26 protein-coding genes and 5 tRNA genes are annotated in these 22,099 nt (G+C 60.4%); 22 read left to right on the top strand and 9 right to left on the bottom strand.

Translation table 11 applies throughout. From position 1 onward, the window contains the following. The first annotated feature begins 29 nt into the window (after positions 1-29). Positions 30-677, top strand: coding sequence for a 16S rRNA (guanine(966)-N(2))-methyltransferase RsmD (gene rsmD, locus OHL11_RS10925; RefSeq protein WP_317890646.1), 648 nt, complete (start codon positions 30-32; stop codon positions 675-677). 69 nt (positions 678-746) lie between these two features. On the opposite strand, the gene OHL11_RS10920 is transcribed toward rsmD, so the two are convergent. Together OHL11_RS10920 and thiL are read right to left on the bottom strand one after the other, a co-directional pair. Beyond that, complete coding sequence (locus OHL11_RS10920) at positions 747-1,325, bottom strand: hypothetical protein (protein WP_263371539.1); 579 nt, start codon at positions 1,323-1,325, stop codon at positions 747-749. Continuing rightward, the gene (gene thiL, locus OHL11_RS10915) at positions 1,322-2,314 is read right to left on the bottom strand and encodes a thiamine-phosphate kinase (RefSeq protein WP_263371538.1); all 993 of its coding nucleotides are present in this window, start codon (positions 2,312-2,314) and stop codon (positions 1,322-1,324) included. The genes OHL11_RS10920 and thiL overlap by 4 nt, the downstream gene beginning before the upstream one ends. A gap of 167 nt (positions 2,315-2,481) precedes the next feature. Here thiL and OHL11_RS10910 point away from each other — a divergent pair, with 167 nt between their 5' ends. The 7 genes from OHL11_RS10910 to OHL11_RS10880 all read left to right on the top strand — a co-directional run bounded on the left by OHL11_RS10910 (position 2,482) and on the right by OHL11_RS10880 (position 8,260). Then, positions 2,482-3,486: a M23 family metallopeptidase gene (locus OHL11_RS10910; RefSeq protein ID WP_263371537.1), complete on the top strand. Its 1,005-nt coding sequence runs from the start codon at positions 2,482-2,484 to the stop codon at positions 3,484-3,486. A 106-nt stretch (positions 3,487-3,592) separates the two neighbouring features. Then, positions 3,593-4,162 (top strand): helix-turn-helix domain-containing protein, encoded by a 570-nt coding sequence (locus OHL11_RS10905; RefSeq protein WP_263371536.1) that lies wholly within the window; start codon positions 3,593-3,595, stop codon positions 4,160-4,162. Continuing rightward, the gene (locus tag OHL11_RS10900; protein WP_263371535.1) at positions 4,159-4,767 is read left to right on the top strand and encodes an NfeD family protein; all 609 of its coding nucleotides are present in this window, start codon (positions 4,159-4,161) and stop codon (positions 4,765-4,767) included. Before OHL11_RS10905 ends, OHL11_RS10900 begins: the two co-directional genes overlap by 4 nt. A 123-nt stretch (positions 4,768-4,890) precedes the next feature. Beyond that, entirely contained in the window at positions 4,891-6,342 is a 1,452-nt protein-coding gene (locus OHL11_RS10895) for a flotillin family protein (RefSeq protein WP_263371534.1), read from the top strand. Between the two features lie 60 nt (positions 6,343-6,402). Continuing rightward, complete coding sequence (locus OHL11_RS10890; protein WP_263371533.1) at positions 6,403-7,101, top strand: PspA/IM30 family protein; 699 nt, start codon at positions 6,403-6,405, stop codon at positions 7,099-7,101. A 15-nt stretch (positions 7,102-7,116) separates the two neighbouring features. Further along, positions 7,117-7,899, top strand: coding sequence for a HipA family kinase (locus OHL11_RS10885; RefSeq protein ID WP_263371532.1), 783 nt, complete (start codon positions 7,117-7,119; stop codon positions 7,897-7,899). Continuing rightward, complete coding sequence (locus OHL11_RS10880) at positions 7,877-8,260, top strand: DUF3037 domain-containing protein (protein WP_263371531.1); 384 nt, start codon at positions 7,877-7,879, stop codon at positions 8,258-8,260. Before OHL11_RS10885 ends, OHL11_RS10880 begins: the two co-directional genes overlap by 23 nt. A gap of 56 nt (positions 8,261-8,316) precedes the next feature. Here the strand turns inward: OHL11_RS10880 and OHL11_RS10875 are convergent, their stop codons facing one another. From OHL11_RS10875 to OHL11_RS10865, 3 genes are all read right to left on the bottom strand, one after another. Then, entirely contained in the window at positions 8,317-9,669 is a 1,353-nt protein-coding gene (locus OHL11_RS10875; RefSeq protein ID WP_263371530.1) for a PQQ-dependent sugar dehydrogenase, read from the bottom strand. A gap of 16 nt (positions 9,670-9,685) precedes the next feature. Beyond that, the gene (locus OHL11_RS10870) at positions 9,686-10,675 is read right to left on the bottom strand and encodes a hypothetical protein (protein ID WP_263371529.1); all 990 of its coding nucleotides are present in this window, start codon (positions 10,673-10,675) and stop codon (positions 9,686-9,688) included. 136 nt (positions 10,676-10,811) lie between these two features. Next, positions 10,812-11,600: a hypothetical protein gene (locus tag OHL11_RS10865; RefSeq protein ID WP_263371528.1), complete on the bottom strand. Its 789-nt coding sequence runs from the start codon at positions 11,598-11,600 to the stop codon at positions 10,812-10,814. Positions 11,601-11,820: 220 nt separating this feature from the next. On the opposite strand from OHL11_RS10865, the gene OHL11_RS10860 reads away from it, so the two are divergent. The 6 genes from OHL11_RS10860 to tuf all read left to right on the top strand — a co-directional run bounded on the left by OHL11_RS10860 (position 11,821) and on the right by tuf (position 14,165). After that, positions 11,821-11,896, top strand: a tRNA-Thr gene (locus OHL11_RS10860). A gap of 85 nt (positions 11,897-11,981) precedes the next feature. Continuing rightward, a tRNA-Tyr gene (locus OHL11_RS10855) sits at positions 11,982-12,068 on the top strand. Positions 12,069-12,306: 238 nt separating this feature from the next. Next, a tRNA-Thr gene (locus OHL11_RS10850) sits at positions 12,307-12,381 on the top strand. Between the two features lie 42 nt (positions 12,382-12,423). Beyond that, positions 12,424-12,498 (top strand) — tRNA-Gly (locus OHL11_RS10845). Between the two features lie 40 nt (positions 12,499-12,538). Next, on the top strand, positions 12,539-12,856 hold the full coding sequence (locus tag OHL11_RS10840; RefSeq protein ID WP_263371527.1) for a hypothetical protein: 318 nt from the start codon (positions 12,539-12,541) through the stop codon (positions 12,854-12,856). 121 nt (positions 12,857-12,977) lie between these two features. Continuing rightward, positions 12,978-14,165, top strand: coding sequence for an elongation factor Tu (tuf, locus tag OHL11_RS10835; protein ID WP_263371526.1), 1,188 nt, complete (start codon positions 12,978-12,980; stop codon positions 14,163-14,165). A 142-nt stretch (positions 14,166-14,307) separates the two neighbouring features. Here tuf and OHL11_RS10830 read toward each other — a convergent pair whose 3' ends face one another. Both OHL11_RS10830 and OHL11_RS10825 read right to left on the bottom strand, forming a co-directional pair. Next, positions 14,308-15,624: a DUF2252 domain-containing protein gene (locus OHL11_RS10830; RefSeq protein WP_263371525.1), complete on the bottom strand. Its 1,317-nt coding sequence runs from the start codon at positions 15,622-15,624 to the stop codon at positions 14,308-14,310. 91 nt (positions 15,625-15,715) lie between these two features. Further along, a complete protein-coding gene (locus OHL11_RS10825) occupies positions 15,716-16,447 on the bottom strand; it encodes an SDR family NAD(P)-dependent oxidoreductase (protein WP_263371524.1) in 732 nt (243 codons plus the stop codon). Positions 16,448-16,584: 137 nt separating this feature from the next. Between OHL11_RS10825 and OHL11_RS10820 the strand changes: the two genes are divergently transcribed. Both OHL11_RS10820 and OHL11_RS10815 read left to right on the top strand, forming a co-directional pair. Further along, a complete protein-coding gene (locus tag OHL11_RS10820) occupies positions 16,585-16,953 on the top strand; it encodes an ArsR/SmtB family transcription factor (RefSeq protein ID WP_263371523.1) in 369 nt (122 codons plus the stop codon). Between the two features lie 100 nt (positions 16,954-17,053). After that, positions 17,054-17,530, top strand: a complete 477-nt coding sequence (locus tag OHL11_RS10815; protein WP_263371522.1) for a hypothetical protein — start codon at positions 17,054-17,056, stop codon at positions 17,528-17,530. A gap of 57 nt (positions 17,531-17,587) precedes the next feature. On the opposite strand, the gene OHL11_RS10810 is transcribed toward OHL11_RS10815, so the two are convergent. Continuing rightward, complete coding sequence (locus OHL11_RS10810; protein ID WP_263371521.1) at positions 17,588-18,223, bottom strand: TetR/AcrR family transcriptional regulator; 636 nt, start codon at positions 18,221-18,223, stop codon at positions 17,588-17,590. A gap of 73 nt (positions 18,224-18,296) precedes the next feature. Here OHL11_RS10810 and OHL11_RS10805 point away from each other — a divergent pair, with 73 nt between their 5' ends. The 6 genes from OHL11_RS10805 (at position 18,297) to rplK (ending at position 21,350) form a co-directional block, all read left to right on the top strand. Next, positions 18,297-19,205, top strand: a complete 909-nt coding sequence (locus OHL11_RS10805) for an oxidoreductase (protein WP_263371520.1) — start codon at positions 18,297-18,299, stop codon at positions 19,203-19,205. 240 nt (positions 19,206-19,445) lie between these two features. Then, positions 19,446-19,595, top strand: a complete 150-nt coding sequence (gene rpmG / locus OHL11_RS10800; RefSeq protein ID WP_263371519.1) for a 50S ribosomal protein L33 — start codon at positions 19,446-19,448, stop codon at positions 19,593-19,595. 45 nt (positions 19,596-19,640) lie between these two features. Continuing rightward, a tRNA-Trp gene (locus OHL11_RS10795) sits at positions 19,641-19,716 on the top strand. A 62-nt stretch (positions 19,717-19,778) separates the two neighbouring features. Next, on the top strand, positions 19,779-20,036 hold the full coding sequence (secE, locus tag OHL11_RS10790) for a preprotein translocase subunit SecE (RefSeq protein ID WP_263371518.1): 258 nt from the start codon (positions 19,779-19,781) through the stop codon (positions 20,034-20,036). Between the two features lie 31 nt (positions 20,037-20,067). Continuing rightward, positions 20,068-20,733: a transcription termination/antitermination protein NusG gene (nusG, locus tag OHL11_RS10785; RefSeq protein ID WP_263371517.1), complete on the top strand. Its 666-nt coding sequence runs from the start codon at positions 20,068-20,070 to the stop codon at positions 20,731-20,733. Positions 20,734-20,912: 179 nt separating this feature from the next. Next, positions 20,913-21,350: a 50S ribosomal protein L11 gene (gene rplK, locus OHL11_RS10780; protein ID WP_263371516.1), complete on the top strand. Its 438-nt coding sequence runs from the start codon at positions 20,913-20,915 to the stop codon at positions 21,348-21,350. Positions 21,351-21,524: 174 nt separating this feature from the next. Here rplK and OHL11_RS10775 read toward each other — a convergent pair whose 3' ends face one another. Next, positions 21,525-22,055, bottom strand: a complete 531-nt coding sequence (locus OHL11_RS10775; RefSeq protein ID WP_263371515.1) for an energy transducer TonB — start codon at positions 22,053-22,055, stop codon at positions 21,525-21,527. Positions 22,056-22,099 lie beyond the last annotated feature (44 nt).

The following is a 22,099-nucleotide window of genomic DNA, read 5'->3' as shown; positions in this document are numbered from 1 at the left end:
GATATGAGTTGCTCCAGGAGCGGGGCGGCTTGCAGCTTCGCGTCTCGCGTTCGGACCTCGCATCTGCGGTATCCTCATGCGTGATGAGGGTTATTGCTGGAACGTATCGCTCGCGCCTGCTGGACGCGCCGAAGGGAATGGACACGCGGCCGACCAGTGATCGCCTGCGTGAAACGCTCTTCAACGTGCTCGCGCCGTATGTACAGGACGCGCACTTTGTAGACCTCTACGCCGGCTCGGGAGCGGTGGGGATTGAGGCGATGAGTCGTGGCGCTGCCTCGTGCATCTTCGCCGAGAACGCGCCGCCAGCCCTGGCGGCACTCCGCAAGAATCTAGCGATGTTGAAGATCTCCGCAGGCACGCAGCTTGAAACGCGCAGCGTAGCGCGTGCGTTGGAGAACATGGCAAAGGCTGCAGCAAAGCTGGGACGAGCACAGGGCGCGGACATCGTTTTCCTCGATCCGCCCTACGAAGCCGCCGAGGAGTATGACGCGACGCTACGCACGTTGGCGCGTCAGCATGATGTGCTGCTGAACGCCGGTGCGATCGTGGTCGCCGAGCATACGCGCAAGAAGCCTTTGCCCGAGCGAGTGGGCGCGCTGTCGCGTTTTCGACTGCTCGAGCAAGGCGATGCGGTGTTGAGCTTTTATCGCGTAGCGGAAGAAGCGGCGGAGTAGAGCCGCAGGCGAATCCCGCAAACACATACCTCAGAAGCGAGATATGCTTCACCGCCTGCGGACTGCTGTTTAGAAGCCTCCGCCGGTATGTTGGCCCGTGGCGAGATCGAGCACGAACGGCACATCGCGGTCATCCATCATGTTCCACCCCGTGCCGTGGAGCGAGCCATCGCGCACTTCGCCCAGGGTGATGCCCTCCCAGGTGAGCCGTGCGCTCGTCCACGCAACGCCACTGGCGTTGAGCGCGACAATGTTCTGGAATCCCGCCAGGAGGATCAGGCCTGCGTCCTGCGCGACGAGCACTTCGGTGACGGGGCGCTGTTCTACATGCAGGCACTTCGCAGGCTCGATCATGTGGATCAGGTACGCGTAGCCGCCAGCAACTGCAAGCATCGCATCGGCGTTTGGGCACGACCACACACCACTCGGCAAAGAAGGCGATTCGAAGCCACGCGCACATGTCGCGAGAAACGTGCCGCCGCTTGCCGGCTTCACTTCAACGAGCATGGCACCGCGCGTCATCGCGTCTTCCTCGCCGGGAATGTACTGCGGGTACATGAACTGTCGTGCGGGGGCGATGAGCGGCGGCGTGCGCAGCACCTTGGCGCTCCAGGTTGCGGGCCAGGTCAGGTGAACTTCAGCGGTCATCGCAGGTGCTCCCATCCACCGCGTTCGAGCGGGGTGCGCGTGCCGTCAGCGGCGATCGCAGTGACGAGTGGTGTGTTCTTGCGGGGGCGTGTGATCGTACCGATGCGGGTGAGCGACACGCCTGCGATCGAACTCGGCATGCGCGTCGATGGCTTCGCAGTGAAGAGTAGTTCGTAGTCTTCGCCCCCATGCAGGGCGAGTTCAAGAGCGTCTTTGCGCTTGGCCGTCAGCGTGTGCAGCGGAAGGTTTGCAAGCTCGATTTCAGCGCTGACGCCAGAACGTTCGCAGAGGTGTGGCAGGTCGCTGGAGAGACCGTCGGAGATGTCCATGCACGCGGTCGCCAGCGACCTTGCGCGTAACGTGTCACCAACCTTCAAGCGAGGTTGCGGGAAGAGATGCGGATGCGCGTCGCCTCGCAGTCGCTTGCCGGCGAGCGTGGCTTCGAGTTCCGCTGCTGCGCCACCCAGAGCGCCTGTGACGTAGATAGCGTCGCCCGCTTTTGCGCCTGAACGCAGAAGGGCCGTGCCCTGCGGAACGTGGCCCAGCAGGATGATGTCGGCGAGCATCAGGTCATCGGGCGACTGTGACGTATCGCCGCCCGCCAGCGGTGTTCTTGTGTCCTTTGCCAGCGCGGCGAATCCGCTGAGCATACCGTCGAGCCAGCGCTGATTGTTCGCGAGGCTCTTTGGCAGCGCGAGCGAAAGGAAGGCCGCGAGCGGCGTTGCGCCCATCGCAGCAAGGTCGCTAACGCCGCGTGCCAGCAGCCGATGGCCGACAGACTCCGGCGTGTGACGATCGCGGGTAAAGTGCCTGCCTTCGAGCGAAAAGTCCGTGGTGACGACGATCTCGCTGCCTGCGGGCGGCGCGATCACGGCGCAGTCGTCGCCGATGCCAAGCCTGATTGCCGACGAACGCACGCCAGCGGTTCGGCGGCGGATCTGCTCGATCAGGGCGAACTCGCCGCGGGGCGTACTGGTAGGCTTCGGCATCGTGCTCAGGATACCAACGTGCGCAAGGCGGTTGCATGTGGTTGAAGAGACTGCGCTTGCGATGAAAGCGAATCGACCGCTGGTTGTTCGGTCACAACTCAGCGGGGTAACATAGTAGGTGCACCCCTGGCGGTGCAGGGCGGCTCGGCGGCCCGGTCAGGATTCGATTGCGCAAGCGATATTTCGTCTACGTGACGCGGAACGAGGATGGCACCTCTGAAGAGGTGAACATCCCGATGCGCTACGTTTACGTTTTTCTCGCGGCGACGATAACGGGGATGTTCACGATCGCAGGCATGGCTGGCTCCTACAGCCGCATGTTGGCGAAAGCGGAGACGATCAACCACCTCCGCGACGAACTCGCGAACAGCCGCAAAGATTACGCGCATCTCGAAAAGCAGACGCACGACAAGGACGTCCAGGTGGCGAGCCTTGGTTCGCTGGCCAGTGAGGTCTCGGCGATCTACGGTCTCACCGCGGGCAAGCTGACGCTACCGCTCGGCCACGGCCTGCGCATCGGTCGCAAGAATGCGGTCGGTAATGTCGCCGATGCGAAGCTGAAGGACGACACCGCGAGCTTCACCGACGACAGCTACTACAAGTCTCTGGACACCTTCTACGCGCTGAAGAACACCGCCGCCAGCGGCGCGCTGATGCCTTCGAACACGCCGGACATGAGCATCGGAATTCGCAGCGGCCTGAGCGGCCTCGGCGCGATTGATCTTGCGACCGGCACGGCCACGCCCGATATGTGGCCGGTGATGGGCCCGATCAACTCGGGCTTCGGCGAGCGTGAAGATCCGGTGATCGGTGGGGGGACGGGTGAGTTTCATAAGGGCGTAGACATCGGTTCGCCGCTTGGTACTCCGGTGCACGCTCCAGCACCAGGCCGCGTGGTGAAGGCAGGCATGGGCAACGGCTATGGTCGCGAGATCGAGATCGACCACGGCAACGGCATCAAGACCGTGTACGGTCACCTCTCCGGCTGGAATGTTTCGGCAGGCGAGACGGTGGTGAAGGGGCAGGTGATCGGCTTCGTCGGTCACTCGGGGCGCACGACCGGTAACCATCTGCACTACGAAGTACAGGTGCGCGGCAATGCCGTGAACCCGCATAAATATCTACGGACGACGATGGCGCAACTTGGCGGCGCCACCGGCACCGGAGGCTAAGAGAGACGATGAAGCCGCGCTGCAGAGCGCGGCTTTTCCTAGATCTTGCAATATATCGCAATTTGCGATATATTGATTGCAATCCGCAATGGAGCCGGATCGAGCCATGAAGTTGGCTGACAAAATTCGTTATCTGCGCGAGGTGGAAGGCAGCCTGCGTGGCCTGGGTCGGGCCATGACCCAGGGCGAGCTGGTGAAGGCGATCGCTGCGGAAACGCGCGAGGCGCTGAGCCAGAGCTATCTCTCGCAGATCGAGTCCGGCGCGCGGCCCCACCTGACCAATAACACACGTCTGCTGCTGGCAAAGTTCTTCAAGGTGCACCCCGGCTATCTCGTGGATGATCCTGACGGCTATCACGCTGAGTTGATGAGCGATGTGCGCTTGCAGGAAGACACCCTCGACATCTGGCTTGTGGGCGGCGCCGAGCGTTTTCGGCGTGACCCGGAGTTGCGGCGAGCGCTGTTGGCCATCTCGCATCATCCTGACTCGCGCAAATGCTTGCTGCTGCTCGAGTGCATTCTCGCGACCGGCGGGCTGACGGAGCGATTGCTGGAAGTACTGCATCCCGGAGAGCGGGCGAAGGCGCAGCAAGCTGCGTTGGACGCGGCTCCGGTGAAACGAGCTGTGAAGAAGTCCGTTGCAAAGAAGTCGACAAAAAGAGGAGTGAGTCGATGAACGGTTTCGATTGGAACACGCTGTACCTGACGTGCTTTGTGCTGGGACTCGCGTTCAGTTTGCTCGCGGTGGTTTCGGGCTCGATGCACATGCACATTGGCCATTTTCACTTCGGTCATGGGCATGGCGCGGGGCATCAGCACCATGCGATGTCATGGCTGAACGCGTTCACCATCACAGGCTTTCTGTGCTGGTTTGGGGGCGCGGGCTACCTCTTCCACCGCGCGCATGTCTTCACGGCGATCGTCGTGCTGGGCTTCGCGATTCTTGCAGGTCTTGCTGGTGCGGGCATTCTGCTGTGGTTCCTTACGGGCGTGTTGTTGAAGCATGAGCGCACGCTGGAGCCGGAGGACACGGAGATCGTCGGCGTGCTCGGACGCATCTCGCAGCCGGTGCGCGAAGGCGGCGTGGGCGAGATGCTCTACACGCAGAACGGCTCACGGCGGTCCGTCGGCGTGCGCAGTGTAGATGGTGCCGAGATCGCGAAGGGCACTGAGGTGATTGTGATGAGTTTTGCGCGCGGCATCGCGCAGGTACGTCGCTGGGATGAGTTTCAGCACGGCCTGATGGATGAAGGCGAAGCGACGCCGGTGGAGCGCGAATAGAGATGTCCTGCGAGCGAACCAGAGGTCGCTTGCGTAACGATAACCCGAAGCAGTTGCAGGCAAACATGCAGCGCTTCCGAACCGACTTTCTTGTTGTTCTCTGCATTGAGAGGCAGAACGTAAATGTCGAACACGATTGTGATCGTTGTTGGATTATGTGTGTTGGTACTGGTCGGCCTGATGGCCGTTGCCGCGAGCATGTATCGCAAGGCTGGCCCGAACGAGGCGCTGATTCGCTATGGTCTTGGCGGACCGAAGGTGATCATCGGCCACGGTGCGGTGGTGTACCCGGTGGTGCAGCATACGCGCTTGCTTTCGCTCGAATTGATGAGCTTTGATGTGGCTCCGTCGCAGGACCTCTACACGAGGCAAGGCGTTGCGGTGACGGTGGAAGCTGTCGCGCAGATCAAGGTGCGCTCGGACAACGCCAGCATCATGACGGCCGCAGAGCAGTTTCTGGCGAAGTCGCCTGCGGAACGCGAAGGCTTGATTCGTCTCGTGATGGAAGGTCATCTGCGCGGCATCATCGGTCAGCTCACGGTCGAGCAGATTGTGAAAGAGCCGGAGATGGTCGGCGAGCGTATGCGCGCTACCTGCTCGGATGACTTGAGCAAGATGGGCCTTGAGGTGGTGTCGTTCACGATTCGCGAGGTGCGCGATAAGAATGAATACATCACGAACATGGGTCGTCCGGACGTGGCTCGTATTCGTCGCGACGCTGAGATTGCGGCTGCAGAAGCTGAGCGCGATACGGCGATTCGTCGCGCGATTGCGCTGCGTGAAGCGGCTGTAGCGAAGGCCGCTGCGGACCAGGAGCGCGTGCTTGCGGAGACGCAGTCGTTGGCCAAGCAGGCCGAAGCGCAGCGTGATCTGGATGTGCAGAAGGCTCAGTTCACTGAGATTGCACGTCGCCAGGAAGCGCAGGCCGATAAAGCCTACGAACTGCAGACGAATGTGATGCAGCAGAAGGTGATCGCCGAGCAGGTGAAGGTGCAGCAGGTCGAGAAGGAAGCGCAGGTCAAGGTGCAGGAAGCCGAGATTGCGCGTAACGAGAAGGAGCTGATTGCGACTGTCTTGAAGCGTTCGGAGATTGAGAAGCAGCGCATCGAGAACATGGCAAACGCTGAACGTGCTCGTATCGTTGCCGAGGCCGAAGGTCGTGCTCAGGCGATTCGTACGCAGGGTGAAGCGGAAGCTTCGATCATCTTCCAGAAGGGTGAGGCGGAAGCGAAGGCGATGAACGTGAAGGCCGAAGCGTATCAGGAATGGTCGCAGGCTGCGGTTGTCGACAAGCTGCTGACGAACATGGCGGAAGTCGTACGTGCGATGGCGGAACCGCTGTCGAACGTGGACAAGATCACCATCGTTTCGACAGGCGACGGCAAGACGGTGGGCGCGCACAAGCTCACCGGCGAGATCACCGAGATTGCGGCACAGGTGCCTGCGTTGTTTGAGGCGCTGAGCGGCATGAAGATGAGCGATCTCATGTCGAACGTGAAGGAGATGGCGACGCGTCCCACGGACAAGCCGACCAGCGTGAAGCCCACGATCGAGGGCGAGAAGAAGGAAAGCTAACCCCGTGTGGCCGCGAAGCGAAACTGCTTCGCGGCCACGCTGCTTGCAAGGAGGATTGCGATGGCCCTGATGGAACGTGTTGCCATGTTGATGCGCGCGAATGTGAATGACCTGATTGATCGCGCGGAAGATCCGGAGAAGATGCTGCGGCAGTTGGTGCTCGATATGGAGAACCAGTTGTTGCAGGTGAAGACGCAGGTCGCCATCGCGATTGCCGATCAGCATTTGCTGGAGAAGAAACGCAAGGAGCAGGACGATCTTGCGAGTGAGTGGAGCCGTAAGGCCGAGCTTGCGGTAGGCAAGGGGCAGGATGATCTGGCGCGCGCGGCGTTGGAGCGTTCTCTCTCGCACACGCAGATGGGCGAAGGCTTTGCGCAGCAGTATGTCGATCAAACCGCAGAGGCAGATGCGTTGCGCGTGACGTACACGAAGCTTGAGGCGAAGTTGAAGCAGACCGAAGCGCAGTGCGAGATGATGGCTGCGCAGGCACGTCGCGCGCGCATGGTGAGCAAGGCGAACGCGGCTACGGCTGCGACTGCCGATGCGGCGACGAAGCGCACGTCGCCACTGCAACGCCTGAAGGCGAAGCTGCAAAACGCGGAAGCCGAGAACGCTGCAAGCCGCGAGATGCTGACCAGCGAAAGCTTCTCGAATGAATCGTTGGAAGATCGCTTCGCAGTGCTAGAGCGGGACGAAAAGGTGGAGCGTCTTTTGGGTGAGTTGAAACAGAAGCAGGCGCGAATGCTTGAGGCGGGCTGACGCTACACTGAAGCCATGATGTTGGAGCGGACACACGCGAACCGTTACATGCTCTCGATGCGTGAAGGCGGGTCGATGCCTGCGCTGCTCGGCGCGGATGATGATCGCCAGTATGTGGTGAAGCTGCGCGGCGCTGGGCAAGGGCCGCGCGTGCTGGCGGCGGAGTTTCTTGTCGGCGAAATCGCCCGGCGGCTTGAGCTGCGTGTGCCGCATCTCGCGGGCATTGAGCTCGATGCGATGTTCGGCAAGTCCGAGCCTGACCCTGAGGTGCGCGAGTTATTTCAGCGCTCGGCGGGGCTGAATCTTGGTCTGGAGTATCTGCCGCAGTCGACGGTGTTTGATCCTGTCGCGGGTGATCGTGTGTCGGCGCAGGAGGCGTCGCGTGTGGTGTGGCTCGATGCGTTTACGCGCAACGTAGACCGCACGCCGCGCAATGCGAATCTGCTGATGAAGGATGGGCGTTTGTGGCTCATCGATCATGGCGCGTCGATGATCTTTCACTTCCATTGGCCGAGCGCTCCGCAGAAGGCCGTGGATGCGTTCGCGCCGATCTCGCAGCACATTCTGCTGCCGTTCGCGAGTGAGATAAAAGCGGCTTCGGCATGGGCGCATGAACGGCTGACGCCTTCGTTTCTGGACGAACTGATCGCGGCGATTCCGGACGAGTTTTTGCCCGAGGACGATGGCGTTTCGGTCGCTGATCAGCGCGAAGGGTACTCCCGATTTTTTGCGGAGCGATTGAAGCACTCGGCTATCTTTGAAGAGGAGATTCGCCGTGTCCGAACGCAGAGCCTATAACTACGCCGTGATCCGCGTGGTGCCGCGCGTGGAGCGTGATGAGTTTGTGAACGCGGGCGTAATTCTCTACTCGCAGCAGCACAAGTTCCTCGGCATGCGTGTGCGCGTCAACGAAGCGAAGCTGCGCTCGCTGTGGCCGGAGACGCCAATGGAGGCGATTTGCAAGCATCTCGATGCGGCGATGAAAATTTGCGAGGGCGCGGCTGATGGTGGGCCGATCGCGAAGCTTTCGATGAGCGAACGCTTTCAGTGGTTGACCTCGCCGCGCAGCACGATGATTCAGATTTCACCGGTGCGAACGGGGCTGACGAGCGATCCGCAACGCACGCTCGATCATCTCGCGGAAGACCTCATCTCATAGCGCAGACATGACGAAGGCCCGGAGTGATCCGGGCCTTCGTCATGTCTGTCGAGAGCTTACTTCTTGCCGACGTAAGCAACGCGCCATACGGTCTTCGAGCCGTCATCGGTGACGATGAGCGCGCCGTCATTCGCCGCCGTAACGCCGACAGGGCGGCCCCATACTTTGCCATCTGCGGTCACGAAGCCGGTGAGGAAGTCTTCATACTCACCAGTTGCTTTGCCGTTCTTCATCGGCACGCGGATCACTTCATAGCCTGTGCGCTTGGAGCGGTTCCACGAGCCATGCTCTGCGGCGAAGGCATCGCCAGCAAAGGCCACAGGGAAATCGTTGCCAGCATGATCCGCGTCGCGTTTATTGATGTTCGGGTAGAACGACATCTGCAGCGATGCGAAGTGCGGTTCGAGGATCACATCCGGCGTGCGAACCTTGTCCTTCAGTTCAGGATGCTTGCCTGCGTGACGCGGGTCCTGATGGCCGCCCATGTACCACCACGGCCAGCCAAAGAAGCTGTCCTCGGGCACGCTGGTGATGTAGTCCGGCACGAGGTTGTCGCCGAGGCCGTCGCGCTCGTTTGTGGAGCACCATAGCGCACCGGTGATCGGATTGATCGCTTCGCCAACGCAGTTGCGGATGCCGGCGGCATAGATCTTCTCGAACTTGCCGTCAGGCGTGAATTCGAGCACGTCTGCGCGGTGGAACTCGGTGGGATGCGTATCGCTGTCATCGACGTTCGACGCAGAACCCACGCTGATGAGCATGTGCTGGCCGTCTTTGGTGAAGACAACATCGCGCGTCCAGTGGCCGCCGCCGGTGAGCTTGGCGTAGCCGGGCAGCTCCCTCACCACAACTTCAGCGGGGCCGCTCGCCTTCATGTCGCCCGCCTTGTAGGGGAAGCGCACCACCGAGGTCGTGTTTGCGACGTAAACCCACTTCGGGTTGTCGGCAGGAAAGAACGCGATGCCGAAGGGATGATCGAGGTTCGTGGCGAAGACCTCGCGCTGAGCTGCTTTGCCGTCTGCGCCGACGCCGCGCAGCACGATGACGCGGCCGTTGTCTTCATCGCGTCCGCCGCCGGAGTCAGCCAGGAAGATGTCGCCGTTCGGCGCAGGGCGCACGAGGCGCGGCATCACGAAGTCGCCGGTCGCGTACTCGGTCACCTTGAAGCCTGCGGGAGCTTGTGGCCACGCACCTTCGGGGCGCGGCACGAGCTCCGGTCGATTCGTTACCGAGCTTTCGGGCATCGGCTTGGGCAGGTCTGCCAGGGTCAAGTGGCGACGAACGCCGGGCTTCTCTTTGCTGTAGTCGGTGAAGGCCGCTTGACCGGTAAGAACCGGAGCGGTTTGCGAGTGCGCGGCCGTGGCAAGCGTCGCAAAGCTGAGTGCGAGGGCGATCGTGTGGGTTCGCATGGTCTCTTGGATGCAGCTACTTGGTTGAAGGTGCTGAGGTCGTAAGCGCGCGCAGTTGATCGACGCTTGCGGAGGCCGTGAGTTCGGCGGAGGATTTGTCCTGCTCGACCTTCGCGGAGTCGAGAATCTGTCGCATGGCTACAGCGCTGGCGTCCTGTTGCTGCGTGGCGCCAGCGAGACCCTTCGCGAGGTTCAGCATGGTGTTCATGCCTTCGACAGTGGTCGCGGCGTCCTGCTCGCTGGGAGCGAACTCCTTCACGCGGAGCTGCACTTTCCCCTCGTAGCGCACGCTGGCGACGAGCTCGGTGTCCGACGGCACGGGTAGTTCCAGGCCGAGGAGCGTGATCTTGCCGTTCTCCGCAAAGGGCAAGCCGATGTGGCCGATGCCCCAGGCCTGCGACAGCACAGGCACGTCGCTGTAGCGACGCGAGAGCAGCGACGAACCCGGTGTGCCAAGCGCGGACGCGCGCCAGCGGTCGAGCATCGAATGAATCTGCTCCGCGGTAGGCATGTTGGAGGCGACGACGGTGTCGTAGCCGAGCTGCGCTACGCGCAGCGCGCGGCCTTCCACGGGCACGGTATAGACATCGTGCCCGGCATAGTTCTCTTTGGCGGTCGCCATGGATGCGAGGTAGTTTGCGAGGCGCTCTCCGTCAAAGCGGCCGATGAAGACCTCGGAGTACGCGACGGGGCCGTTCGGCCCACGCGGATCGGACATGTGATGCAGCGCGAACGCAGCATAGTCGATGTCACGCTCCGGCTCGATGCCCGTAGCTGCGATGAAGTGCGCGAAGTCGGCGGAGCGCGTCAGCGGTTGTTGATCAAAGTGCGTGGCGGTGCGCAGCGTCTTGAGCTGGAAGTAGACGATGGCGTCGGACTCGGGCAGCAGGCGCGCGGCCTCAGGCGGGGCCTTTGCGCGAATGAGAAGAGCCGCGCCGATGGCGGCGAGCAGAACGAGGAGGACGACCGTGATGACGATGCCGCGCTTGCGAGTGGGGTGTCTCAAAAGTCTCTCGTAACGCCGAGGCCGGGAGCCGTGCGACGTGTTGGAGACGATGGTAGCACCGCAGGCATTGCGCGCAAACGAGAAAGCCGATCGCAACAGCGATCGGCTCCGCTCGTTTCCCGACTGTGCGTCGCAACTATTCCTTGATGGAAAAGCTGTAGATCTTTCCGGCGCTTGCTGCATTGGAGGAGGTGATGGAACCCGGAGGCAGGATGCCGTACTCGCCAGGTGCTTCATCCATCCCTACTTCGAAGGTGTAGAGGCGCGGCCCCATTTTGGTGGAGGTAAAGTCCTTGCGATCACGTTCTGCGCCGCTGGATTTGTGGATGACGCCGCCGGTCTCCGACCGGAACTCACGATTGTTCGAGTTCTCACGTAATTTCAGTAGTTGATACTCGTTTGGGGCCGTGCCTTCGCTCGTGTAAATAAGAACTGTGATCGGACGTGTCAGCACCGTCGGCGACTTTTTCCCGGGGATATGGCCATTCTTATCCTGTTTCACGATGCCATAGGTGAAGCCGCTCTTCAGTGCGCCGCCGGACTTGTAGTTCACGATCTCTGGCGCGAACTCTGTCCATTTGCCGGTGATGTCCTTGTAGTAGACCCCGACTTCATCCACGCCCGCAGGAAGCGTGGAACCAGCACCAACAGAGGCTTGGGCAGGGCCGTTCGGGTTCACGTTCTTGGACAGCATCGCGGCAAGTTCCTTGTCGGTGATGCCGTCCTTCTTGAGCTGGATCATGTTGTCGGCGCTGAGGTCGTAGTGGCCGGGCGAGTTATTGATCGTCGTCACGACGAGGTCTTCACCGAGACCAGCCTTGGCAAGCTTTACGACGGCAGCGTTATCGAGTGCAGGGGACTGTGCGACCAGAGCGGAGGAAATGCAGAAGACCGCGCACGCAAGTGCGCGACGGGGGAAGAGCATGGGAAGGTCCTTCTCTACAAAAGAAAATGGGTGTTCTGAGGATGAACGGAAGTGTATCGCAGAACCGCTTTCGCTGCGCCGTGGAAAGTTTGCCCGGCTGAGGGGAGGCGCCCGTAGTTTCTGCGGAGTTCTCCACCGACCGGTTAGAAATTTGGCGGCGGCCTGTGGTACAGTCAGAGACAGCGCTGCGGTAGTTCGTGCAGCGCGCTTTGCTGTGTGGGCTGGCGTAGCTCAGCTGGTAGAGCACCTGATTTGTAATCAGGCGGTCGGGGGTTCAAATCCCTTCGCCAGCTCCAGTTTTCTACCCCACACGTGAAGCGAGAGAAGTCCGGTCGTTCCTGCCTTGCAGTGTCGTTCTGACAGAATCTCAAGAACAATTGGGCACAGGTGGCCGAGTGGTTAATGGCAGCAGACTGTAAATCTGCCGCGCTAGTCGCTACGAAGGTTCGAATCCTTCCCTGTGCACCATTCCTTTTTCGGAGGCATTAGCCGAGTGAGTATGGCTCCTGCTTCCACTGGCCGTTTGGCCGTTGCGCTGGTAGTTCTCGGACTGCTGGCGGTTCTTGTCTGGCGAACGATGGAGCCAGGCAAGTTTCAGCAAGTCGTTTGGTTGCTGCTTGCATTCTTCGCCTTCCGCGTGATCATGGGTTGGCTGGCAATGCGTAGGAAGCGTTAAACGAGTTTTGCGGTAAAGTTGTACAAGGAAGCTGATGTAGCTCAGTGGCAGAGCACTCCCTTGGTAAGGGAGAGGTCGAGAGTTCAATCCTCTCCATCAGCTCCAGAACAAATCGAGGGCGGCTAGACGCTTAGCGGCTGCTCACAGGCGGGAGTAACTCAGTGGTAGAGTCACAGCCTTCCAAGCTGTTGGTCGCGGGTTCGATTCCCGTCTCCCGCTCCAAGTATCTCGCCCGCCCCATTCCCACAGACAGGACAAGTCGTTGAGCACAACGTTTCAGCAGGCATTGATTCCGGTGGCTGATGCAGCCACGTTTGGCGCCGTCAAGGGCGCAATCGATTCGCACTTCTCGGCCAAGGGCATTGAGGCTTATCTCAAGTCGCTCGATAAGGCAGGACTTCGCATCCGCGAGTTCGAGGTAGTGGCGAAGGCTGGCAAGCTCGGCGCAGACACCGCAGCGAACTACGCCAAGTTGAACGATGGCGACCAGGGCATGATCCGCGAGCACTATCTCGCATCGCTCGAGAAGGTCTCGACCGATCTGCGCGACAAGTACTTCAAGATTTACGCGTACTACTAGAGCGCGAACGGCGAAAGCCGTTTATTCTGCTTGAGGCGTTGTCCTCAGCGCAAAATTTTCAGATATCACTCTGGCCGTTGCTTCCTTGCAACGGCCAGTTGAATGAAAGACGGAGACAGACATGGCGAAGGAAAAATTTGACCGTAGCAAACCGCACGTAAACGTAGGCACGATCGGTCACATCGATCACGGCAAGACGACGTTGACGGCGGCGATTACGAAGGTTCTCTCGAAGCACAACCCGAAGAACGCGTTCAAGTCGTTTGACCAGATTGACAACGCTCCGGAAGAGCGCGAGCGCGGTATCACGATCTCGACCTCGCACGTGGAGTACGAGACGGCGAACCGTCACTATGCTCACGTTGACTGCCCGGGCCACGCCGATTACATCAAGAACATGATCACGGGCGCAGCGCAGATGGACGGCGCGATCCTCGTGGTGGCGGCCACTGACGGCCCGATGCCGCAGACCAAGGAGCACGTTCTGCTGGCTCGCCAGGTTGGCGTGCCGTACATCGTGGTGTTCCTGAACAAGTGCGATGCGGTGGAAGATCCTGAACTGATCGACCTGGTCGAGATGGAAGTTCGCGAGCTGCTGTCGAAGTACGAGTTCCCGGGCGACGACGTTCCCGTGATCCGTGGTTCGGCTCTGGGCGCGCTGAACGGCGAAGCACAGTGGGAAGAGAAGATCGACGAGCTGATGCAGGCCGTGGACGACAACGTTCCTCAGCCTGACCGTCTGGTCGACCTGCCGTTCCTGATGCCGATCGAAGACATCTTCTCGATCTCGGGTCGTGGCACGGTGGTGACGGGCCGTATCGAGCGTGGCAAGATCAAGGTGGGCGAAGCGGCACAGATCGTGGGCTTCCGCGACACGCAGTCGACGACGGTAACCGGCGTTGAAATGTTCAAGAAGCAGCTTGACGAAGGTCTTGCAGGCGACAACGCGGGTCTGTTGCTCCGCGGTACGGCGAAGGACGATGTGGAGCGTGGCATGGTGCTTGCGAAGCCTGGTTCGATCACGCCGCACACGGTGTTCAAGGGCGAAGTGTACGTGTTGTCGAAGGAAGAAGGCGGCCGTCACACCCCGTTCTTCAACGGCTACCGTCCTCAGTTCTACTTCCGTACGACGGACGTGACCGGTTCGGCGAAGCTGCCGGAAGGCACCGAAATGGTGATGCCTGGCGATAACATCGCGCTGGAAGTCACGCTGCACACGCCGGTGGCGATGGAGAAGGGCCTGCGCTTCGCGATCCGCGAAGGTGGCCGTACCGTCGGCGCTGGTGCGATCTCCGAGATCATCAAGTAAGGCAACGGCAGGGTCCAGGGCTTAGGGCCCAGGGCCCAGCAAACCACGAAGGCCACCGAGAAATCGGTGGCCTTCGTGCGTGTTGGGAGGTCGATTGATCGCGCGGGTAACGCATCGCGGGATAGATTTTGCAGGCCGCCACTTACTTCTTCTTCTGCCGCTGCTTCAACAGCTTCCAGTCAGCAACGCTTTGGTCTGCGTAAGCTTCTGCGAACTCGGAGATCGCGCTGCAGAACGCTTTGCCCTTGCCGATGTAGCCCGCGATGCGCTGGGCATCTCCGGAACGAGCGTGCCCATGCGCGAGGATGCGTCCGCAGACCTCCGCGTACTCCGTCAGGCCTACGGCGTCGAGCGTCGTGACATCGAGCGTCGCCTTGTGGTCGTTCAACTGGCGCACGAGATACTCTTCGCCGGAGATGCTTGTCCAGCCGAGCAGCGGATCGCTTTGGAACTGCATGCTGCGCTGGCCATTTACGACGCGCTGTCCCTGATGCAGCTCCGAACGAAGGCGCTTGCGCGGTACCGGCAAGTACGGCGCGAAGGCCGAGGCGTGCTCCTGCTTGATCTGCAGAAAAAGCGGATCACCAGGGCCATTGCCTTCCATAAAGATGCAGTAGTCGCGCAGGCCGACAGAGCCTGTGCCGACGACCTTGAAGGCTACGTCAATCGGTCGAAACTGATCGAAGAAGTGTTGTCGTTCGGGCGCGAGACTCTCGCGATACATCGGCAGCGCCGCAAGCACCGCGCGCCGCTCTGCACCCATCACGCGCCGCAGTACAGGAGGCTCCGAGCGAAAGCGTGTCGTCTTCGGCTCGAGCAACTGTTCCATCGAGTGCAGCGGGTTCGAGCGTTCCGCCTTGCGCAGAATGTCGGAGATCGGTTGAGCGCTACCGATGCCATGCACCTTGTAGCGCGCCACTTCCATGACGGGCAATTGAGAGAGCGTTACGATCAAGGTGCTGTACTCGCGCAGGAACGCGCTCACTGCAGTCGAGCGTGCGCCTGATCGCACGCCGCCTTGCTCGCCTGCAAGCAGAATGCTCGTAGCCAGGCGCTTGATGTCCCACTCGAAGGGCGCTCGCGTGGTTTCGTCGAAGTCGTTGATGTCGAAGATGAGGCGACCGTCTTCGCCCGCATAGGCGCCGAGATTTTGCACATGCGCGTCGCCGCAGATCTGGTTCACGATGATCGTGTGCGGCGTCAGCGAGAGGTCGTACGCCATGATCGGCAATGCGCCGCGGAAGAAGCTGAAGGGCGACGCAGCCATGCGTTGATTCTTGAGCGCGAGCAGGGAAGGAACGCGGCCTTCCATCGCGGCGTCCAGCAGCGACAGCGGCTCGCGCTTCCGTAGCTTGGGATCCCACTCGGTTAGCTGTTGTCGCGCAATGGTCTTGCGATGGGCGCGGCCTTGCGCGGTGCGTTCCTGTGGGGGATCGGGGAGCTTGGTCGATGGCTTCACTGCGCCAGTGTACGCGCCTGATGGACCGCCACAGAAAGGCGGCCACCAGGCGCTACAGGTTCAAGCGCTACAGGTTCAGGCGCTACTGGTTTTAGATCTGCGCCATGCCGCCGTCGACGAAGAGGTCGATGCCGTTGACGAAGGTGGACTCGTTCGAGCCGAGGAAGAGGGCGACGCTGGCGATTTCTTCCGACTTGCCGAGGCGGCCGAGCGGCACCTGCGAGGCCATGGCGGCCTTGAAGTCGTCACCGAGCGGGGAGAGTGCGGCGGTGTCGATCGGTCCGGGGCTCAGGACGTTGACGCGAATGTTGCGATCCTTCAATTCCACCAACCAGGTGCGTGCAAAGGATCGGACTGCGGCCTTGGTGGCGCTGTAGACGCCGAACTGTGGCGTTCCCTTGATGCCGGCGATCGAGCCGTTCAGGATGATGGATCCGCCGTCGCGGAAGAGCGGAAGCGCCTTCTGCACGGTGAAGAGCGTACCGCGTACGTTCAGGTCGAAGGTCTCGTCGAAATGCTCTTCGGTGACGTCGGTCAGCAGCTTGAACTCACCGCGTCCCGCGCTGGCAAAGAGAACGTCGATGTGGCCCTTCTCACTCTTCACGGTTGCATAGAGGCGGTCGAGGTCGGCGAGGTTGCTGGCATCGCCCTGCACACCGGTGACGTTGCGGCCAATCTCCTGGACGGCCTTATCGAGCGCATCCTGCCGACGGCCCGTGATGAAGACGTAAGCGCCCTCTTCCACGAAGCGCTTTGCGGTGGCGAGCGCCATGCCTGACGTGGCGGCGGTGATGACGGCTACTTTTCCTTCAAGCTTTCCCATGACTCTTCTCCTCGAACGGCGAGCTTTCTGCTGCGTTCGTGGAATGTGATGTGGCGCTCGCGGTGCAAGATTCAATAGTTCGGGAATAATGAACAAAGAATCTTTCAGTGCGTTGAAAGCTCTAAGATAAGAGAACGATGCGTCCGCTCTTCCATCCCGAGATCGCCGATGTGCCTGTGGAAGCGATTCTGCATGCGCTCGCTGATCCCGTCCGGGTGGCGATTCTGGCGGACCTCTCGGAGCAGACGTGTTCGCAGAACTGCTCGTCCTTCGCGCATGTGCTGCAGAAGCCGATTCCGAAGTCCACGCTCTCGCAGCACTTCAAGATCCTGCGGGAAGCCGGGTTGATTCGCAGCGAGCGCCGCGGCGTGGAGGTGCAAAACACCTCGCGCTGCGTTGAAGTGGATGCGCTTTACCCTGGGTTGATTGGTGCGATCGTGAATGCGTTGAACATTCAATCCGCAGCCGTAGCGAAAGCGCAGAAGCGCGCCGCACGCAAGAGGTAGCGGTCTCGTCAAAGCGAACGCGGTAGCGGTAATCGCTTCTTCCGAAACAACCTTGTACGAACAGTGTTCACTCCTATGAACAGTGAACGGAGGTTCGCAAATGTTCGTAAAAAGATTGGCACAACTTTCGGTAGTAAGCGCGGCGCTTGTCGCGTCTGTGGCGGCAGCACCTGTACAAGCACAGATTTCGGTCGGCATTGGTGTGGAACCGGGATGCCCCTATGGTTACTACGATTACGCGCCGTATAACTGCGCTCCGTATGGGTATTATGGTCCGGACTGGTTCAACAGTGGCGTTTTCATTGGCGCTGGCCCGTGGTTCCACGGCCCGCATGGCTTCTATGGCCACGTAGATAACCGCTACGACCCGCACTACGGCTACCATGGTCCGTTCCCGGATCGCGGTGCTCAGCCCTTCGGTCACTTCCAGGGCAATGAGGCGCGCGATGGCCGCGGTCACATCGGCAACGCTGGCCACCCGGCTGGTGGCGAGCACATGGGAGGCTTCTCCGGCGGCGGTCACCCCGGTGGTGGCGGCGGCGGACACATGGGCGGCGGTGGTGGCGGACACCACTAGTCTCTAGTCGAAAGGCTGGCTGCGAATGATCGCAGCCAGCCTTTTACTTTGCGATGCTTACTTCGCTACACGCACACCGTCGAGATAGCCGCAGAGCATCACGAGTAATTGCTCCAGCATCGCCGCATGTTCGCTCGCCGGCATACGAGCCTCAAGGATAAGGCGGCTGATGCCGATCATCGTGGACTGCAGAATGAAGGCCGCTTGCGCGGCATCCACCTTCAGCTTTTCCGGCGAGGTGCGCAGCATGGCCTCAAACGCCTGTGCATTGCGCTCGCGGAGATCTTCGGTGAGTCGAATGCCGTCGATGTCCGCACTCACCGAGTACAACGCCAGCCCTTGCTGCGGTCGCTTCATCTTCGCGGCGAAGAAGATCGTTGCCACGTTCGTGACCATCTCGCAGAGAGGCCGTCCTTCATTCGCGGCACATGCTGAAACGAAGAGTTGGCTGACGTGCGACAGATGCAGACGAAGCGTCGCTTGCAGCAGCGAGCGCTTATTGGGGAAGTATTGGTAGAGCGTTCCGACGGAGACTCCTGCGCGCGCCGCAACCAGGGTCGTAGTCAGTTTCTCCTTGCCAACCCGCACCAAAACCTGAAGGCATGCATCGAGGATCGCATCCACCGTGGCCGTGGAACGCGCCTGGACCGGCTGTTTACGCTGCTTTTCGAGAGGGGCTACGAGTGCTGGCAAATGCGAACTCCAAACCTGAAGCTTTCTTCATCTAACGATACAGATGCCGACCAGACGGCAAAGGAGCAAGCAAATGGCAGAAGCTACAAAGTTGGCAGGGAAGTTCACCTTTCCCGGCACAGAGTTCACGGTGCACCGCATGGGCTACGGCGCCATGCAACTGGCAGGTCCGCATGTCTTCGGTCCGCCGAAGGACCGAGCAGCGTGCGTGCGTGTGTTGCAGGCCGCGGTTGACGCGGGCGTGGACCACATCGACACGGCAGACTTCTACGGCCCGCATGTGGTCAACCAGATCATCAAGGAAGCGCTGCATCCTTACGCAAAGAACCTCGTGATCGTCACGAAGGTTGGAGCGTATCGCGGCATGAAGGGCGAGTGGTTTCAGGACCACAGCAAGGCATTGCTGCACAGCACTGTCTATGACAATCTTCGCAACCTCGGCGTCGATGCGCTCGATGTCGTGAACGTGCGCGGCGCCGGACTCGATGCGCCGCAGGCAGGCTTCGACTTCCGCCCCGGCATCGAGGCGATCGCCGAGTTGCAGCAGCAGGGGCTGGTGAAGCACATTGGCATCAGCAATGCGAACGCTGAGCAGATCGCCGCAGCGCAGAAAATTGCGCCGATCGTCTGCGTGCAGAACTTCTATAACCTCGCGCATCGTGCCGACGACGCGCTGCTGGACTCGATGGCCGCACAGGGCATTGCCTGGGTGCCGTTCTTCCCGCTAGGCGGCTTCTCGCCGCTGCAGTCGGGCTTGCTGAGCGAGGCCGCTGCCGAAATGGGCGCAACGCCGATGCAGGTGGCGCAGGCCTGGCTGCTGCACCGCTCGCCAAACATGCTGCTGATTCCCGGCACGTCGTCGACGGCGCACCTTGCCGAGAACCTCGCCGCGGCGGACATCGGGCTCTCGCCGGCGGTGCTGGCGAAGCTTGATCGCATCTACGCGGAGACGCCGGTAAAGCTCTCCACCACGGCGCACTAAAGCGCAAATGCCTCGGGAAAATCCCATCGAAAGGGGGCGTTCATCGCCCTCTTTTGTTTTTTGCGGTTTTCGTGGATAATGAATGAAGCCATGCGTGAGCCTGACCGCACGGTTCCAGCAGTAAAACTCAGGTACAAAGGTCAGCAGGGGACTCAAGCCCTGCGTCGCGGCGTGTTTGGAGCTACTCCGGCCACGCTGCTAGCCAACCGAAGCGGTTGGCCACGATAGGAGTCTAAAAACATGCGCGAAATCATCACTCTGCAGTGCCCCGAGTGCAAGAACAAGAACTACTCGACCACGAAGAACAAGAAGACGACCACCGGTCGCCTCGAGTTTTCGAAGTTCTGCAACACGTGCCGCAAGCACACCGATCACAAGGAAACGAAGTAAACTCCTTGTAAGCGCGAGCGAACGGGCTTCGGTCCGTTCTCCCACAGGGGAGTAAGCTCAACGGTTAAACTGTCGGTCTCCAAAACCGAACTTCTCGGTTCGAATCCGAGCTCCCCTGCCAAACTTTTCTAAGCGCACCCCGGACGTCTTCAGCAGTGAAGCGTCGCATGTTTCAGGAGCACCATGGCGAACGCAGTCGTCGAAACCCACGAAACCGAAGTCGAAGTCGACCAGCACCTTTCCGCGCCCCAGCGCTTTATGCAGTTCCTGCGCGACACGCGCTCGGAAATGGAAAAGGTCGCCACCCCGACCCGCGAAGAAGTGAAGAACGGAACGATCGTAACGATCGCGACGGTTTTTGTGTTTGCCGCGTACTTCGAACTCGTAGACCTTGGCATCGGCAAGCTGATCGACAAGCTCTTCATTCACGCTACCCGCTAGCTTCACGAGATCTTTTCAGAGAGAACCCAAGATGGCAGAAGAGTTCAACAACAACGAGAATCTCGAAGCGGAAGTGCTGATGGCCGGTGAGGTTGAGGGCGATCACATCGCTCTGCCCGGTGAAGAAGCAGCAGCTGAAGAAGCGGCTCCGGAGCACAACGAGAATTTCAAGTGGTACATCATCCATGCGTACTCGGGCTTCGAGCGCAAGGTGAAGGAATCGCTCGAAAGCCGCGTTCGCGCTTACCATCTCGAGGATAAGGTCGGTCGTATCGAGATCCCGACCGAACCCACCACCGAGATGCGCAACGGCAAGAAGTACACGATTGATCGTGTGTTCCTGCCGGGTTATGTTTTCGTCGAGATGGCTCTCGACAATGATCTCTGGCACGTAGTGAAGAACACGCCGCGCGTGACGGGATTCTTGCAGACCGGCGACCAGCCGAACGCCCTGAGCGAGCAGGAAGTCAGCGCGATGCTGAACCGCCAGGATGTTACGCGCGAGAAGCCGCGTCTCAAGCTCAAGTTTGAGAAGGGGGAGACGGTCCGCATCACCGAAGGCCCGTTTGCCAACTTCAACGGTGCAGTGGACGACATCAACGAAGACAAGCAGACCCTCAAGGTCATGGTTTCGATCTTTGGCCGTCCGACTCCTACCGAAGTCAGCTTCTCGAATGTCGAAAAGGCAGTCGAGTAAGCAAAGAGATTCGAGGGACGAAATGCAAATCCAAAGAACCTGTCGACGCTAACTCGCAGACTTTGATTTGCCCTTGTCCTTCACACAGGAGACCAGCCCGGACGCTTCTCCGGACCTTCTAACTCCTGGCCCTGCAGCACAAAATTCGCGCGTACGACGCGCACAATGAGGTAAGTAACATGGCACCGAAGAAGATCACTGGTTACGTCAAGCTCCAGATCGTCGCAGGCAAGGCAACTCCTGCACCCCCCGTCGGCCCCGCGCTCGGTCAGGCTCAGGTCAACATCATGGAGTTCTGCAAGCAGTTCAACGATCGCACCAGCAAGGACCCGGCAGTTCAGGGCATGACCGTTCCGGTCGTGATCACTGTGTACGCGGACCGCACGTTCTCGTTCATCACGAAGACGCCGCCGGCTCCCGTGCTCCTGCTGAAGGCCGCTGGCATCGAAAAGGGTTCGGGCAAGCCGAACTCGGAGAAGAAGGGCAAGGTCACCGAAGCTCAGATCATCGAGATCGCCAAGGTGAAGATGCCGGACATGAACGCAGCTTCGATCGAAGCCGCAGCGAAGACCATCCGCGGCACCGCTCGCTCGATGGGCATCGACGTCGTCGCATAACTTCCGCCTCTTCGGAGGCAAAGAACGGCCCGCCAGTGATGGTGGGCCGCTTTTTATTGCGCCAGTTGAATCGCTCGACGCAGCAAGGGCGCACCCGGAGGTGCGCCCTTATCTGGCAGCAAACGCGAGCTTCTCTGTCTCGCTTGTCTTTTATGTCTTGTCCGGTGCGAAGTCTTACTGCTTCTCGACCGTGATCTTCAGCGTGGCGTACGCGCCGACACGCTTGCTCTCGACCGTTGCAGGCTCGAAGCGAAGGTCACGCACCATGCGCAAAGCGGCTTCATCAATCGTCTTGCCAGCTGAAGCCGTAACCGAAGGGGCCTCAGCGAGGCCAGCTTCATCGATGAGCACTCGCACATCCACTTCGCTCTTCTGCGGAACGGCCGCGACCTGAGCCGGGGTCAACGAAAGTCCGGTGAGAGTCTGAAGACGAGGAGCGGTCTGCGAGTTCGGAGCGCCGAAGGTGATGCTTAGATCGCCACCGGTCGTATTCATCATCGGATTGGCGAAGTCCTTATCGACAACGATGCTGACGTGCTGGTGCAAAACGTTGTGCGGCAGGCTGACTGCTGTGCCGGGATTGGCTGCAGCAGCAGCGTGGATCGACGGCGAGATGCCTTTGTCCGTGCTCACCGTCATGGCGTGAGTCTGGGAGAAGGCTGCGGGTGTTACAAGAGCAAGAGCAAACAAGAAAGCGGGGCGCATTGGTATGTCCTCCGTCAAGAAAATGGTCAAAGGTGACCGCCACC

The sequence above is a fragment of the Granulicella cerasi genome, from assembly GCF_025685575.1.
GTDB classification, from domain to species: Bacteria; Acidobacteriota; Terriglobia; order Terriglobales; family Acidobacteriaceae; genus Granulicella; species Granulicella cerasi.
Note: the sequence above shows the minus strand (reverse complement) of the source record. Positions and strands in the feature narration are given on the sequence as shown.

What these genes read in the sequence shown, in the direction of transcription:
- OHL11_RS10920 (WP_263371539.1), bottom strand. Translation starts at nt 1,325, where the DNA reads ATGACCGCTGAAGTTCACCTGACCTGGCCCGCAACCTGGAGCGCCAAG.
- thiL (WP_263371538.1), bottom strand. Translation starts at nt 2,314, where the DNA reads ATGCCGAAGCCTACCAGTACGCCCCGCGGCGAGTTCGCCCTGATCGAG.
- OHL11_RS10905 (WP_263371536.1), top strand. Translation starts at nt 3,593, where the DNA reads ATGAAGTTGGCTGACAAAATTCGTTATCTGCGCGAGGTGGAAGGCAGC.
- OHL11_RS10900 (WP_263371535.1), top strand. Translation starts at nt 4,159, where the DNA reads ATGAACGGTTTCGATTGGAACACGCTGTACCTGACGTGCTTTGTGCTG.
- OHL11_RS10895 (WP_263371534.1), top strand. Translation starts at nt 4,891, where the DNA reads ATGTCGAACACGATTGTGATCGTTGTTGGATTATGTGTGTTGGTACTG.
- OHL11_RS10890 (WP_263371533.1), top strand. Translation starts at nt 6,403, where the DNA reads ATGGCCCTGATGGAACGTGTTGCCATGTTGATGCGCGCGAATGTGAAT.
- OHL11_RS10885 (WP_263371532.1), top strand. Translation starts at nt 7,117, where the DNA reads ATGATGTTGGAGCGGACACACGCGAACCGTTACATGCTCTCGATGCGT.
- OHL11_RS10875 (WP_263371530.1), bottom strand. Translation starts at nt 9,669, where the DNA reads ATGCGAACCCACACGATCGCCCTCGCACTCAGCTTTGCGACGCTTGCC.
- OHL11_RS10865 (WP_263371528.1), bottom strand. Translation starts at nt 11,600, where the DNA reads ATGCTCTTCCCCCGTCGCGCACTTGCGTGCGCGGTCTTCTGCATTTCC.
- tuf (WP_263371526.1), top strand. Translation starts at nt 12,978, where the DNA reads ATGGCGAAGGAAAAATTTGACCGTAGCAAACCGCACGTAAACGTAGGC.
- OHL11_RS10825 (WP_263371524.1), bottom strand. Translation starts at nt 16,447, where the DNA reads ATGGGAAAGCTTGAAGGAAAAGTAGCCGTCATCACCGCCGCCACGTCA.
- OHL11_RS10820 (WP_263371523.1), top strand. Translation starts at nt 16,585, where the DNA reads ATGCGTCCGCTCTTCCATCCCGAGATCGCCGATGTGCCTGTGGAAGCG.
- OHL11_RS10815 (WP_263371522.1), top strand. Translation starts at nt 17,054, where the DNA reads ATGTTCGTAAAAAGATTGGCACAACTTTCGGTAGTAAGCGCGGCGCTT.
- OHL11_RS10805 (WP_263371520.1), top strand. Translation starts at nt 18,297, where the DNA reads ATGGCAGAAGCTACAAAGTTGGCAGGGAAGTTCACCTTTCCCGGCACA.
- rpmG (WP_263371519.1), top strand. Translation starts at nt 19,446, where the DNA reads ATGCGCGAAATCATCACTCTGCAGTGCCCCGAGTGCAAGAACAAGAAC.
- secE (WP_263371518.1), top strand. Translation starts at nt 19,779, where the DNA reads ATGGCGAACGCAGTCGTCGAAACCCACGAAACCGAAGTCGAAGTCGAC.
- nusG (WP_263371517.1), top strand. Translation starts at nt 20,068, where the DNA reads ATGGCAGAAGAGTTCAACAACAACGAGAATCTCGAAGCGGAAGTGCTG.
- rplK (WP_263371516.1), top strand. Translation starts at nt 20,913, where the DNA reads ATGGCACCGAAGAAGATCACTGGTTACGTCAAGCTCCAGATCGTCGCA.
- OHL11_RS10775 (WP_263371515.1), bottom strand. Translation starts at nt 22,055, where the DNA reads ATGCGCCCCGCTTTCTTGTTTGCTCTTGCTCTTGTAACACCCGCAGCC.